The following is a 14,711-nucleotide window of genomic DNA, read 5'->3' on the forward strand; positions in this document are numbered from 1 at the left end:
CATGGCACCGCGCGCACTCTGGAAAGGACAGCTTCGCCTGTCGCTCGTCTCCATCCCGGTCGAGATTTTTTCGGCCACCAAATCGGGCGCGCGGGTGTCGTTCCGCCAGATTCACAAACCGTCGGGCAAGCGCATCCGGTATGAAAAATCCGTTCCCGGCATCGGCCCGGTCAAGACCGATGACATCGTCAAGGGCTATGAGGTGGAGGACGACGAATATATCCTGCTCGACCCGGATGAGATCGACGCGATCAAGCTGGAGACGAAAATGACCTTCGAACTGGTGCAATTCGTTGATGCCTGCGAGATTTCGCCGCTTTATTTCGACAAGCCCTATTACATCACCGCCTCGGACGATCTGGCGCAGGATGCCTATCGCGTGGTGCGCGATGCATTGCGGCAAGCTGGCAAGGTTGGTCTCGGGCAAGTCACCATGCGCGGCAAAGAATATCTGGCGGCCGTCAAACCCTGCGGCGACGGGCTGCTGATGGAGACGCTGCATTACGAGGGCGAGTTGCGCGAGGCCGACCAGATCTTCACCGATATCGAGGATGAGAAAGTTGACAAGGAGCTGCTGGAGGTCGCCACATCCCTGATCGACCGTAAAAGCGCACCTTTCGATGCCGGCGCCTATCACGACAAATATGCCGAGGCGATGCAGGATCTTCTGGAAGCCAAAATCAAGAACAAGAAGACACCGCGCGTGCGGACCGACGACGATGACAGCACTGGCGGCGACAATGTCGTCGATCTGATGAGCGCGCTGAAACAGAGCCTCAAGGATGCCGACGGTAGGAAAAAGAAGAAACCGGCTAAAAAGGTGTCCTAGATGGCCAAGCACCCCGATCCACTGGCCAATTACAACCAAATGCGGGACTTTTCCCGCACCAAGGAGCCACACGGCCGCGTGGGCGAAGCGCGCACGAAACGGCGCTTTCTGGTGCAGAAACATGCTGCATCGCGCCTGCATTATGATTTCCGGCTGGAATGGAACGGCGTGCTGCTCAGCTGGGCGGTGACCAAGGGGCCGTCCCCCGATCCGGGCGAGAAGCGTCTGGCAGTGCGCACCGAGGATCACCCGCTGGACTACGGTGATTTCGAAGGCATTATCCCGAAAGGCGAATATGGCGGCGGCACGGTGATGCTGTGGGATACCGGAGGCTGGGTGCCGCAAGAAGATTTCGAAAAAGGCCTCGCGGATGGCAAGCTGAAATTTACCCTGCAAGGCCAGCGGATGAAGGGCGGCTGGGCGCTGGTGCGGATGCGCGGGAAATCAGGCGAGAAACGCGAGAACTGGCTTCTGATCAAAGAACGTGACGATTACGCCGCAAGCGATCCGGACGGTTTTACTAAGGGCAACGCGGTCTCGGTCAAGACGGGTCGCACCATGTCGCAGATTGCTGACGATACCCCCGCCAAAGCCCTGCCCGACCCTGCCCCCAACCGCAGCCGCAAGCGCCCCGCTTTCGTCAAGCCGCAGCTTGCCACGCTTGTGACCGAGGCGCCCGAGGGCGACGACTGGTTGCACGAGACCAAGTTCGACGGCTATCGCTGCCTTGCCGCACTCGGCAAGGGCGGCACGCGGCTTTACACCCGGTCGGGCAAGGATTGGACCGACAGGTTCCATGCGCTGGACGGCGCGTTCGATCCCCTGCCCTGCGATGCCGCGCTGATCGACGGCGAGGTGATGGCGGCGCGCATCCGCGGCTCGGCGTTCTCCTCGCTGCAAAAGGCGCTGAAAGAGGGCAACGCGCTGATCTTCTTTGCCTTCGACCTGTTGTGCATCGACGGCGACGACCTGCGCAAGAAGCCCCAGACCGAGCGGCGCGAGCGACTGGCACGACTGTTGTCCGGCGTGCCCTCCGGCGGCGGCCTGCGGCTCAGCGAGCATATCGTCGGCAACGGCGCGGAGGTTTTCGCCAACGCCTGCAAGGCCGGTGCCGAGGGGATCATCAGCAAACGCATCGACGCCCCCTATCGCGGCACCCGCAGCAAGGCGTGGCGCAAGGTCAAATGCACGCGCCGACAGGAGTTCGTGATCGTCGGCTATTCGCCGTCGGACAAGGCGGGGCGGCCCTTTGCGTCGCTGTTGCTGGCCAGCCACGAGGGCGATGCGCTGCGCTACAAGGGACGGGTCGGCACCGGGTTTTCCGACGCGGTGATGACGCAGATGGCGCAGGCGATGACCGCGCGCAAGACCTCGCCCTGCGACGGTGTCCCGGACGACATCGCGCAGGACGCCAAATGGGTGCGCGCAGATCTGGTGGCCGAGGTCGAGTTCACCGAATTCACCGGCGACGGCTATGTGCGCCACGCCAGCTTTCTGGGCCTGCGCGAGGACAAGACGGCCGGTGACGTGCGATTGGAGGAACCGATGGAGAACGGCAGCGACACCACCGTGCAGGGCATCCGAATCAGCAACGCGGATCGCCCCGTCTTTCCCGATGCGGGCTGCACGAAGGGCGACGTGGCGCGGCATTACGCGCGCGTGGGCGCGCGCCTGATCGCGCTGGCGGGACACCGGCCCTTGTCGCTTTACCGCTGCCCCTCCGGTATCGACGATCCGTGCTTTTTCCAGAAGCATGACGGCGGCGGGATGCCCGGTGCGCTGTCGCGCGTCAGCATCGAGGAAAGCGACGGCGACAGCGCCGATTATCTGTATGCCACCCGTCCTGAAAGCCTGATCGCCGCCGCGCAGATGGGCAGTATCGAGTTCCACATCTGGGGTGCGCGCACTGACCGGCTGGAACGGCCCGACCGGCTGGTGTTCGATCTCGACCCCGACGAGGGGCTGGACTGGACCGATGTGCAGGCCGCGGCCTTCGACGTGCGCGATGCGCTAGCCGATCTTGGCCTGCAAAGCGGTGCAATCGTCACCGGCGGCAAGGGCGTGCATGTCTGGCTGGCGCTGCGGCGCACCCGCGGCTGGGACACGGTCAAGTTGTTCGCCAAGACCTTTGCCAACGTGATGGCGGCGCGCGACCCCGATCGCTACACTGCAACAATGTCTAAATCCAAACGCAAAGGCCGCGTCTTCATCGATTGGCTGCGTAACGAGCGCGGTGCGACGGCGATCGCCCCCTACTCTCTGCGCGCCCGCCCCGGCGCCCCGGTCGCAGTGCCGGTGACCTGGGACGAGCTGAAGGAGCTGGACAGTGCCAACCAGTTTTCCATGTCCGACATGGCGGCGCGGCTGAAAGCGGATTGCCCCGCAGATCAGGTTCAGGACAATCTGCAGACCCTCAGTGACAATGTGATCGACGCGCTTCAATCCCTGACGGAAGAATAACCGGCGTCCTCTTGGAACAATCCCCGCCAAAGCAGCAAAATGCTGCCAGCCGCACCTGTGCAACGGAACCACTCTGCGTGCTACTCGGTTTTCCTCTTAGAAAATTAGAAGAAGGAGGAAAACAAATGGACAATTCTGCACATGCGAGTCTCGTCTCATCGAACGATGTGAACGGAACTGACGTCTATGGTAATGATGGTTCCCACATCGGCACAATCGACCACCTCATGATCGACAAGCAATCCGGCAGGGTCGCCTACGCGGTAATGGGCTTTGGTGGCTTTCTGGGGCTGGGCGAAGACCATCATCCGGTCCCGTGGGGAAAACTCCGATACGATACGGCCCGGAACGGCTTTGTGACGGACATCACGGAGCAAGAAGTCAAAGGTGCTCCCGCCCGTAGCGACAACTGGTATGGGGACCGGGACTGGGAGCGCCGAACGCACGATCATTATGGCGTTCCACACTATTGGATTTGATGACGAATGCACCGGAAACATCGGCGGCGGCTCTCTCAGAGAGCCGCCATTTTTATACAGCCGATAACTTTTTGATAATGCTCTCTTGAGCTTGTGAGGCATCATGTGGAACTGGCTGGCCGAGAATGCGTCACCTATCCAAGCGGCTGTAGGTGCAATCACCGCTCTGGTCTGGGTCGTCTATCTACAGATCCTTGTCTCAGGACTGCGTCGCCAACGCCGCACCGAAGTCCTGATACACCTCGGTGGCAGTCAAAGCCTCGATGCCCGCGCTTTCATCAGCAACCTCGGTTTCGAGCCGATTTACGTTTTAGAGATTCTTCTGACAATCTGGTCCACGGACGGCGAACGCGAGACCTCCATCGCCGATCGCACTGAAATGGCGAAAGAGGATCTATCCAACCCGAGCGCCACCACCTTTCAAGGGCCTCTGAAAAGCGGGGATTTTATTGATATTGGCAGCTTCGAAGATCTTCTGAAACGTGCTCGCTGGAACACCTCGGACGATCTGGATCCCGGTGCGATCAAACGCGTGGAGATAAAAGTTGCAGCGATTTCAGCCGCCAGTTCCGCCGTGGTAGCATCGAAACGGCAGTTTTACGTTGAGTGTGTCGGGGACAAATGCGGACTTCGACCGAAGACGCTGTATGCCACGCAAATTCGGTCTTGGTGGGGTCGCTACAAACTCAAGCGAGAGTTACAGGAAAATTTGAAAAGCTGATGATTGGACCTGCCCCGGTCCGTAGCAGGGGCAGGTGTTCACGAAGGCAAGATCAAGTCGACTGGTCTGACGCATGGGCCTTGTGAGCAGTGCCTGATCAACCGGATTTTACGTCGATGCGCTTGAGCCCATGTCTTCGTCCATGGTTGTGCGTTCATCAGCATCGATCTTTTCATCCTGATTGCGATCATATCCCCTGAATACACAAGAGTTGTATTCATCCTCGCTCAGCATGGAATCGCCATCGGAATCACAGGACGTAAAATTTCCGGTCTGGCTGAATCCAGTGCTGAACTGGTCCATGTTGATATTGCCATCCGCATCTGTTTCCATAGTGGAATCCTGCGCAAACGCGGCGGTTCCGGTCAACATCACCAGAGCACAGGCAGTTTTCGTGATGATCTTCATTACTTTTCCTCCTGATAAAATGTGGTATGAACGGCAAGGCGTTAGCCTTCATCGTTCAAAAGGATGTTAAGCGTCCTTGGAGGACTGACCTTCAATCCATTTTAAGATGTGCGCATCTAGGCGTCGTTCCGCATAAAAGCGTTTGTAGCCTACATGGTTTCACCGAGCATCTTGCGCAGCTGTCGCGTTAGACGATGTGGCGTGATGGGTTTCGACACCAAGTCGAACTGATGAAACTGCAGAGGAATTTCTTTCCGGGCATAGGCGCTGACAAACGTAATCGGCACTGACAAGGCATCCAGCTTCTCGACGATGGGGAATGAAGTCTCTGGTCCGAGAGTGACATCAAGGAAGGCGGCGTCGATCTTGTGATTTTCTATCAGGCTCATTGCAGCCGCAACATTACTGGCCGGTCCGACAACGCGGTATCCCAAATCTTCGATCATCATCTGGATATCGATGGCAATGAGCCATTCGTCTTCCACGACCAGAATATTATGAGAGTTTTCTGGCCGGGACATGAACGAAACTCCTGTCTTACAAGGGAAACTCCATTTTCAAGCTCAAACCCTCAGGGTTGAATTTTGTTTCCAGTCTGCCATTGAGCTGTTGCTCTACCTGACCTTCAATAAGAACGTATCCGAAGCCGTTTCGTTCCGGCTCGCTCGTCTCCGGTCCATCACGCTCCCGCCATTCGAGAGCCAATCGGTTGTCCGTCGAATTCCACCTCACTTCCAGCGTGCCGTGGCTGTCGGAAAGCGCACCGTATTTGATCGCATTGGTAACGAGTTCATGGATGACCATGCTGATGGCCAATGCCTGGGAAGGCTGCAGGTTCACGTTCGGTCCACTGACGTGGATCCGGTCCTGTTCGAACGGTTCGGTTTCTGCCTGAATGAGGTCCCGCATCCCGACCGTGGTCCAGGAGCGTTCGGACAGCAGGCTGTAGACGCGTGCCATGCCGTGCAATCTGTTGATCAGCGTTTCCAGAGCATCCGGGGGTATTTTCTTTCCCCGGAGCGACGTCTTCACGATGGTGATGATCACGGCCAGCATATTCTTGACGCGATGGTTCAGTTCCGCAATCAGAACTTTCTGGTGCTCCTCGGCTTGCGCGAGCGAGGTGACATCGACCAGTGTGACCACAGCGCCCTCGACCGTTTCATCCGCGCCAAGGTAGGGGGTTATCCGCACCAGATAATGGGGCTTAGCCTCAGACCGGGACAGGCGGTGTTCATAGATCGAGCCTGACTGGAACACCTCGCTTATATGCTCCCTGAGTTCGGGGTAATCGCTGACGCTGGACAACTCTGACAACGGTCTTCCAAGATCCGCAGCGCGCAAATTGAACAATTCCGCCGCCGCGGGCGTGAAGTTGCGGATGACCAGGTCGGCATCCAGAAACACTGTAGCGATCTGGGTCGCGTCGAAAAGATTGCGCAGATCAGCGTTTGCGTGATCAAGTTCTTCGATCTTGCCGCTCAGCTCGGAATTGATCGTGTTCAATTCCTCATTCAGGGACTGCATCTCCTCTTTCGAGGCCTCAAGTTCCTCATTGGTTGACTGGGCCTCTTCATTGACGGATACGAGTTCCTCATTTGATGATTTCAGCTCTTCGAGGGCAGTTTCGTATTCTTCGACGGTGGATTGCAGACGCTCACGCATCTCACGCACTTCGTTTTCTGCCGCCTCGCTTCGACGACTGTGGTCCGTGGTGTCCGCATCAGAATCCGGAAGAGCGGCTTCAACTGGCTCGAAAAACACGATAAACAGCGGATCCCGCTCCCCTGTGCCGCGCAGAGGCTCCACGGTCAGATTCAGACGTTTCAACTCCCCTGAGGCCGTAAGCATCGAAAGGTCGCGCCGAATAGTCGATCGCCTGCTGTCGACCACCTGCCGCAAGGCCGCGCGCAGTTCCAATCGCACATCACGCGGCACCATATCCAGAAGGTGATGAGAGGGGGCGCCGCGCGGCAGTTCCAGCAAACCTCCGGTGCCGCCCGAAACGAAAACGATTTCACCGTCTTCGCGCACGACGGCATGTGCAGGCGTGTGCTGTTCAAGGATATGCCGTTCGACCTTGTGGCGCAGCTGGATATCGGACAGCCCCTGTTCGTTGGTGGTCCCTGCCCTCCTGTCGGAAATCCGGTTCATCATGCCGGCCGGGTTCCAGCGCCGATCAGAGCGTTCGATCGCCTGAAAAATACGGCTTTGCTTGTCCACAGTGCGAAACAGATCGGCATATTGGCTGATACTCTCCGACGTTCCAAGGAACAGATAGCCGTCCGGTTTCAGCGCATAATGGAAGGTCGGGATGACCTGACGTTGCAGTTCTGGCCCGAAATAGATCAGGAGATTGCGGCACGATACCATGTCCATGCGCGAAAACGGCGGATCACTGATCACATTGTGGGGCGAAAAAATGCACATCTCGCGCACCTTCTTACATACAACATAGCTGACCCCATCACGGTGAAAATATTTGTCCAGCCGCTCTGCGCTGACCTGACGCAACAGTTGTTCGGGATAACGCCCCTGACGTGCTACAGCGAGTGCCGGGTCGTCGATGTCGGTGGCGAAAATCTGCACGGGCGTGGAATAGGCATTTTGCTCAAGGTGCTCGCTGATCAGGATGGCAAGGGAATAGACCTCTTCACCAGTGGTGCAGGCCGGCACCCAGACACGCACCGGGTTCTTTGCATCCCGGTTCTCGCAGATCTGCGGAATGACCTTTTCCGCGAGGATCTTGAAGGCATCCGTGTCGCGAAAGAAGTTCGTGACGCTGATCAACAGATCGCTGAACAGGTTGCTGACCTCATCCTCGTCGCGCGACAGCAGGGCACAATATTCTTTCAGCTCGCTGATCTGCCGAACCTGCATGCGGCGCGCGACACGGCGAAAGAAAGTCTTGCTCTTGTAGCCGGAAAAGTCATGGCCGGTCTGCTTCAGCAATATCTCGCAAATCGTCGCCTGCACCTCAGGGGGATCGGCATCGTGATCCGGATCGGCGGTCATGACGAGCGCGTCCAAGGTTGCGCGACCATCGCGGATCTCCATGAGCTTTTCAGCCATTTGTGCGGCGGGAATGGCAAAATCGACGAGACCGGTGGCGATGGCACTCTGAGGCATTTCCGGATTGAGCGGCGGGTCTAGGTCCGCTGTCTGTGCAAAGGTCATACCGCCTTGTTCCTTAATGACCTTGACGCCGAGCGTTCCATCACCGTCGCCCCCGGACAATACGATGGCGGCGGCGTTTTCTTTCTGGTCCTCGCCAAGCGAGCTGAAAAAAATGTCGATGGGTTTATGTTCGCGGCTACCTCGTGCGCTTTCCATCAACTGCAACCGGCCATCCTTCATCAGCAGGAACACCCGTTCGGGCATGACATAGACCGTGTCCGCCTCGATCCGTTCACCGTGTTGCGCGACTTTTACCTCCATCCCGGTTTTCTGGGCCAGCACGGTGTGAAGCAGGCTTTCACGATCCGGGTTGAGATGGGTCACGACGACGAAGGCCATTCCGCACTGCGATGGGACCCCTTCGAACAGATGCGACAATGCATCGATACCCCCGGCAGAGGCTCCAACACCGACGATGAGTGGCAAATCAGTATTCATACAGGCCACGCTACGGTTTTGCTGTGCCGAAATCCACAAGGGACTGCTCCGATGCTGATGCGCGGATATTGGCGCATCTCTTGTCCTAGCCCACCAGATCAGAAAATTGCTTAAAACACTTTAATGAGCGTTGTCACAAAACAACGAACCCTGAATGGGTCGGTCGGCACTTTGCAGACGACTCACCTGGAGGAGGAATATCAAGATGAGCAATCAAAATTATCGCCAAGACCATTCCCGCAATGATGAGCGCGGCCAGCAGGGCCGTGACGACTGGGGAAATGACCGTGATTGGCAAGGGTCGCGTGGAAGGAGCCAGCATCAGGATCGTGACGACTATCGCTCGCGTGGTGAGCAAGGACGCGGCGGCCCGCAGGACTGGAACCAAGGCAACTATGGACAGGGCAATTACGGGCAGGACGACTACGGTCAGAACAACCGCGGACAAGGTAACTATGGCCAGAGCGATTACCGACATAATGAGAGCGGTGAACGTGATCAGGACGGCTGGAACCGTGATCGTGGCGGTCAATCCGGCCAGAACTACAGATCGGAACGTGGCCAGCACGATTCCGGTTACGCGCAAGGCGGTCAGGGCGGCTATCAGCAAGACGGCTACCAGCGGGGCAACTACGGCGGCGGGTATGACCGCGGACAGGGCCAATACGGCTCCAATCAGGGCGGCTATCAGCAGCCCGGTCAGCAAGGTGGCTCGTCATGGAACCAAAATGGTTCGCGGGGCATGCAAGGAGGCTACGAGGGTAGCCAGTCCCATCGTGGGCGCGGACCGAAGAACTACCAACGCTCAGACGATCGTATCTGCGAAGACGTTTGCGATCGCCTGTCGGACGATCATGATGTTGACGCTTCGGACATCGACGTTTCGGTGTCCAACCGCGAGGTCACACTTTCCGGTGAAGTCGATTCCAAACAGGCCAAGCGCCACGCTGAAGACTGTGCAGATTCCTGCTCCGGCGTAGAACATGTTCAGAACAATCTGCGGGTGAGGAAGTCGCAATCGGCGCGAGACGACGACAATTCAAGCAAGTCCAAGAGTAAATAGTTCCTGTCGTCAGTCTGTGGTCCCATAGGCACGGAGAAGGCCATGCCATGTCGGCATGGCCTTTTGCCTGGTTTCATCCTGTTTGGTAAAAACTCGAGCGACAATCTCTATAGATTTTAGGTGCTTGTGATGTTTGTCCCCGGATTTCGCAAGTCACCTGAGGCGACGAATGGGTTGGCTGAGAACCCCATTGGTTCATAACTGATCATGGACCGCAGGTCGGCTCGTCGCCGGATCAAGATTTTGCTGCCTTTCCGTTCAATATATCCTTCGTCCGACAGCTGGCAGAGCATTTTACTGACAGACACGTTTGTCAAACCAATGAGATCGCCAATTTCGGATTGGTTGAAAGGAATTTCGACGATTGGCCTTCGAGTTCCTGAACCAGGAATTCGATCATGTAACATGAGGATGAGCCACACTATCCTATGCCGTGCCTCCATGCGCCCGACTGCAATAAGAGTTCGCATGAGGATTGACTGCATTTCCGCCGATTTTCGCAAGAAGTAAGTAGTTATTTCAGGCGTCAGAAAATCTGCTGTCGCAATGGCAGTGATCGGGACTGGTAAAACCACACAATCTCCCAAGCTTCGCAGTGAGCAGCTGACACGCTCCACGCCAAAATCTGCCAGACCTGCTATATCGCCTGCCTGATGTAGGAAAAGGATCTGTCGCTGTCCGTCGGCAAGCAAAGCGTAAGAGTAGATCCAGCCAGATTTCACCAGATACATCGCTTTTGGCCGGTCTCCTTCATGTTGGATATCTATTTGAGATTCGAGAGAGACGGACTCGACATTCCATTTACTCAAAGCAGAACGTATTTCTGCAACGACGGAAGTAGCCGTGCCCCTTTTACTGATGTCCGGCAGCCGGGACATTGTGCTTTCCCCCACGTCAACTCTCTGTGAGGTCAACAAATGAGGGGCCTGAACAGTTCCGGCGGTTTACTTGTAGATTTCCACGCGGAAGTGAGCCGGGTTTTCCATCGAGAAGTGAGCCACCTTTAAGTTATGTTTCGGGTGTCAGGCTTAGGTCAATGCATGATTGCTATCCTTCTTTTTCTGCGCCGCGGCGGCTGCGCTTGCTTTGAAGCGGAAGCTGTCGTTTCCGGTCTCCAGGATGTGGCAGCGGTGGGTGAGACGGTCGAGGAGCGCGGTCGTCATTTTGGGATCACCGAAGACTGTGGCCCATTCGCTGAAGCTCAGGTTCGTGGTGATGACGACGCTGGTGCGTTCGTAAAGCTTGCTGAGCAGATGGATTTCGTGAGGCGGCTGAAGGATCGGCTGTAGTCTGCCTGGGAGAGTGTCCGATCTTCTGTGTAATCGCGATCTGGTCCATGCTTCCTGAGAGGAGCAAAGACTATGACTATTTCCAAGGAACTGTTGGACGAGCTGCTGAAGGGCTGCGAGCGGCCTGAAGATCTACTTGGGGTGGATTCCGGCTGAGTGCAGAATGACACCCTAAGGCATTTTGAGGACGCGGCTTCCGTATTCACGCAGATTTCCGTTTGGATCTACGTATCGATAGAGCGTAACAGGCTTGATCCCCAACTCCTTGCAGAGATCACTAACAGACGTGTCGCGATTGGCCATGGCGGCTTGCGCCATACGGACCTGCGCTTTTGTCAGCGCAAACTTCCTTCCACCTTTCCGGCCACGGGCGCGGGCGGCTTGGAGCCCGGCCATTGTGCGTTCGCGGATCAACTCACTTTCAAATTCGGCCAAGGCCGCAAAGATGCCAAATGAAAGTCGTCCTGCCGCAGTTGTTGTATCGATCTGCGCGCCTTGTCCGGTGAGCACCTTGAGGCCAACGCCGCGCTCGGACAGCAAGCTGACGGTTTTGACAAGATGGTGCAGGCTGCGGCCCAAGCGGTCAAGCTTCCACACAACCAGAACATCGCCATCCCGCAATGCCTTGAGGCAGGCCTCCAGACCTGAGCGGTCATCTTTCTTTCCGGATGCCAGATCCGAGTAAATCTGGTCCTCTTCGACGCCTGACGCGATCAGCGCATCCCGCTGCAAGTCGAGGGACTGGCTGCCGTCGGCTTTTGAGACGCGAGCATAGCCGATCAGCATGTTTCACAAACGAATGTTTGTGATGCTCTGGCAGATGCTCTGCTTCCGCTCATAAAAGCTATTCCTTATTAATTATCTTAATCAAAGATAAGCAAACCCAAAATAGAAAGCAAAAGAAACATGGCGCACCGCAGCATCCTGACCGAGCGCCAGCGTTCGGCCCTTTTTGATCTCCCTATCGATGAACTTTCGCTCCTTCGACATTACACGCTTGCCGATGACGACCTTGACCACATCAACGCACGGCGTCGCGCCGAAAACCGGATCGGCTTCGCCCTGCAACTATGTGCCTTGCGATACCCTGGGCGACTTCTGTCTTCCCATGAGGTCATTCCCGAGCAGGCCATTCGCTTTATTGGAGCCCAACTGGGTCTGACAGGTGATGAAATCCTACCCTATGCGGCGCGGCGCCAAACCCGACAGCAACATCTGCAGGAGCTTCGGGAAATATACGGCTACAAAATGTTCTCTGGGCGTGGTGCGCGTGATCTGAAGGGCTGGCTTGAACGAGAGGCAGAGACTGCTCGATCAAATGAGGGCCTCGCCCGGCGGTTTGTCGAGGAATGCCGCCGCACCCAGGCGGTCCTGCCCGGTGTGTCTGTTATCGAACGGCTTTGTGCTGACGCCCTCGTCGCCGCCGAGCGCCGCATTGAGAGCCGGATCACTGACCGACTGAATGATAAGCTGAAGGGCCGGTTGGATAATTTATTAACGGAGATGGTCGATGGCACGGTCAGCCGGTTCATCTGGCTTCGGCAGTTTGAGGTCGGCAAGAATTCGGCGGGGGCCAGCCGCCTTCTTGATCGCTTGGAGTTTTTACAGGAGATGGAGTTGGCACCCGACATTCTTGAGGGTTTGCCGCCCCACCGGGTTACGCAACTGCGCCGTCAGGGCGAACGATATTTTGCCGATGGCCTGCGAGACATTACCAGCGACCGGCGCCTGGCCATTCTCGCGGTCTGCGCCATAGAATGGCACGCGGGGATTGCCGATGCGGTGGTCGAGACCCATGACCGGATCGTGGGTAAGACCTGGCAGGATGCGAAAAGGTTGTGTGACACGCGCATAGCGGATGCAAAATCCGCCCTGCACGACACACTTCGCTCCTTCAAAGCCTTGGGCGCTGCCCTTTTGGAGGCCAAGGGGGATGAGGCCTCCCTTGATGTGGCAACCGAAATGTCCTGTGGTTGGCTTCAGCTTGAAGGTCTTGTGGCAACCGCCGCCGAACTGACGAATACGATGTCCGCTGACCCTATAGTCCATGTCGTGCAAGGGTATCATCGGTTCCGGCGATATGCACCGCGTATGCTGCGAGCTTTGGATATCCACGGGGCCGCTGTGGCGCGGCCCTTGGAGCAAGCGGCACAGATCATTGCTGATGATGGGAATAGCAAATCTCAATCCACAAGCTTTCTACGGCGTGGTTCCAAATGGCACCGCCACCTTAACGCTCAGGCGACCGATGATCACCGGCTCTGGGAGGTGGCCGTTCTGTCCCATCTCCGCGAAGCGTTTCGATCGGGCGATATCTGGCTGGCCCATTCACGTCGTTATGCAGATCTGAAAGAGGTCTTGGTTCCGGTTGAAGCTGCACAGGCCACGCCCAGATTGACCGTTCCGTTTGATCCGGAAAGCTGGCTTGAAGACCGCAAGGCGCGGCTGACAGATGGGCTTGACCGGCTGGCAAAGGCAGCGCGGTCTGGGGCCATTCCCGGCGGCTCCATAGAAAACGGCGTTCTGAAAGTTGACCGGCTGCCCGCAGCCGTGCCCGAAGCAGCAGAGGCTCTGGTGCTTGCTCTCTATGATCGCCTGCCCGCCGTGCGCATCACCGATTTACTGCAGGAGGTCGATGAAGACATCGGCTTCACAGATGCCTTCACCAACGTGCGCACTGGCTCCCCCTGTACCGATCGCATCGGGCTGCTGACCGTATTGCTGGCCGAGGGGCTAAACCTTGGGTTGAGTAAAATGGCCGAGGCCACCAATACCCACGATTACATGCAGCTCTCGCGCCTGTCGCGATGGCATATTGAAAGCGACGCAATTAACCGCGCGCTCGCCATGGTGATTGACGCGCAAGCGGGCCTGCCCATGGCCAAGTTCTGGGGCGGCGGCGTCACCGCGTCCAGCGACGGACAATTCTTCCCCGCCGCGAGGCAAGGTGAAGCGATGAATCTTATCAACGCCAAATACGGATCTGAGCCAGGGCTAAAGGCTTACACGCATGTCTCCGATCAGTTTGGACCCTTCGCAACACAAACCATTCCCGCCACCGTGAGCGAAGCACCCTACATCCTGGACGGGCTGCTGATGAACGAAGCGGGCCGAAAGGTCAAAGAGCAGTATGCTGACACCGGTGGCTTCACCGACCACGTCTTTGCCGTCACCTCGCTGCTGGCCTTCCGGTTTATTCCGCGCATACGGGACCTCCCCTCGAAACGGCTGTATCTCTTTGACCCGGCCGCCGCGCCGAAGGAGCTGCGCGGCCTGATCGGCGGCAAGATCAGGGAGGGCCTCATCGTCCAGAACTGGCCGGATATCCTGCGGGCCGTGGCCACGATGGCGGCGGGCATCATGCCGCCCAGTCAGTTGCTCAAGAAGTTTGCGGCCTATCCACGACAGCATGAGCTTGCACTTGCCCTGCGTGAAATCGGTCGCATCGAGCGCACGCTCTTCATCATCGACTGGCTGCTTGATGCCGACATGCAGCGTCGTGCCCAGATTGGCCTCAACAAGGGCGAGGCCCATCACGCCCTAAAAAACGCCCTGCGCATCGGGCGGCAGGGCGAAATCCGCGATCGGACCGTCGAAGGTCAGCACTACCGTATGGCAGGGCTGAACCTGCTGGCCGCCATCATCATCTACTGGAACACCAAGCACCTCGGGCAGGCTGTCACACGGCGCCAACACGTCGGATTAGACTGTCCATCCGATCTCCTGGGGCACATCTCGCCTCTCGGATGGGCACACATCCTCCTCACAGGCGAGTATAAGTGGAAAAAACGATGAAGGGCTGGCTTAGGGTGTCATTCTGCACTCAGCCGGAATCTACCCCTTATGC

At 57.4% G+C, this 14,711-nt stretch carries 11 protein-coding genes and 1 pseudogene; 6 read left to right on the forward strand and 6 right to left on the reverse strand.

Annotation, left to right across the window (positions count from 1 at the left end; translation table 11 throughout):
- Position 1 precedes the first annotated feature (1 nt).
- The 4 genes from FGD77_RS03760 (at position 2) to FGD77_RS03775 (ending at position 4,489) form a co-directional block, all read left to right on the forward strand.
- The gene (locus tag FGD77_RS03760) at positions 2-829 is read left to right on the forward strand and encodes a Ku protein (RefSeq protein WP_255006507.1); all 828 of its coding nucleotides are present in this window, start codon (positions 2-4) and stop codon (positions 827-829) included.
- A complete protein-coding gene (gene ligD / locus FGD77_RS03765; protein WP_255006509.1) occupies positions 830-3,289 on the forward strand; it encodes a DNA ligase D in 2,460 nt (819 codons plus the stop codon).
- Positions 3,290-3,414: 125 nt separating this feature from the next.
- Positions 3,415-3,768 (forward strand): PRC-barrel domain-containing protein, encoded by a 354-nt coding sequence (locus tag FGD77_RS03770; RefSeq protein ID WP_255006511.1) that lies wholly within the window; start codon positions 3,415-3,417, stop codon positions 3,766-3,768.
- 103 nt (positions 3,769-3,871) lie between these two features.
- Positions 3,872-4,489 carry a hypothetical protein gene (locus FGD77_RS03775; RefSeq protein ID WP_255006513.1) on the forward strand — a complete coding sequence of 206 codons (618 nt, stop codon included), beginning with the start codon at positions 3,872-3,874 and terminating at the stop codon, positions 4,487-4,489.
- Between the two features lie 108 nt (positions 4,490-4,597).
- Here the strand turns inward: FGD77_RS03775 and FGD77_RS03780 are convergent, their stop codons facing one another.
- The 3 genes from FGD77_RS03780 to FGD77_RS03790 form a co-directional block, all read right to left on the reverse strand.
- A complete protein-coding gene (locus FGD77_RS03780; RefSeq protein WP_255006517.1) occupies positions 4,598-4,897 on the reverse strand; it encodes a hypothetical protein in 300 nt (99 codons plus the stop codon).
- A gap of 149 nt (positions 4,898-5,046) precedes the next feature.
- The gene (locus FGD77_RS03785; protein WP_255006520.1) at positions 5,047-5,418 is read right to left on the reverse strand and encodes a response regulator; all 372 of its coding nucleotides are present in this window, start codon (positions 5,416-5,418) and stop codon (positions 5,047-5,049) included.
- A gap of 16 nt (positions 5,419-5,434) precedes the next feature.
- The gene (locus FGD77_RS03790; RefSeq protein ID WP_255006564.1) at positions 5,435-8,512 is read right to left on the reverse strand and encodes a CheR family methyltransferase; all 3,078 of its coding nucleotides are present in this window, start codon (positions 8,510-8,512) and stop codon (positions 5,435-5,437) included.
- Positions 8,513-8,717: 205 nt separating this feature from the next.
- Here FGD77_RS03790 and FGD77_RS03795 point away from each other — a divergent pair, with 205 nt between their 5' ends.
- A complete protein-coding gene (locus FGD77_RS03795) occupies positions 8,718-9,575 on the forward strand; it encodes a BON domain-containing protein (RefSeq protein WP_255006523.1) in 858 nt (285 codons plus the stop codon).
- A gap of 116 nt (positions 9,576-9,691) precedes the next feature.
- Here the strand turns inward: FGD77_RS03795 and FGD77_RS03800 are convergent, their stop codons facing one another.
- From FGD77_RS03800 to FGD77_RS03810, 3 genes and pseudogenes are all read right to left on the reverse strand, one after another.
- Entirely contained in the window at positions 9,692-10,453 is a 762-nt protein-coding gene (locus FGD77_RS03800) for a Crp/Fnr family transcriptional regulator (protein ID WP_255006526.1), read from the reverse strand.
- 150 nt (positions 10,454-10,603) lie between these two features.
- Positions 10,604-10,831: pseudogene (locus FGD77_RS03805) on the reverse strand (ATP-binding protein); the annotation flags it as partial.
- A 204-nt stretch (positions 10,832-11,035) separates the two neighbouring features.
- Complete coding sequence (locus tag FGD77_RS03810) at positions 11,036-11,650, reverse strand: recombinase family protein (protein ID WP_067629790.1); 615 nt, start codon at positions 11,648-11,650, stop codon at positions 11,036-11,038.
- A gap of 120 nt (positions 11,651-11,770) precedes the next feature.
- Between FGD77_RS03810 and FGD77_RS03815 the strand changes: the two genes are divergently transcribed.
- Positions 11,771-14,659, forward strand: coding sequence for a Tn3 family transposase (locus FGD77_RS03815; RefSeq protein WP_255006528.1), 2,889 nt, complete (start codon positions 11,771-11,773; stop codon positions 14,657-14,659).
- Positions 14,660-14,711: the final 52 nt, after the last annotated feature.

The organism is Roseovarius sp. M141, from assembly GCF_024355225.1.
Taxonomy (GTDB): domain Bacteria; phylum Pseudomonadota; class Alphaproteobacteria; order Rhodobacterales; family Rhodobacteraceae; genus Roseovarius.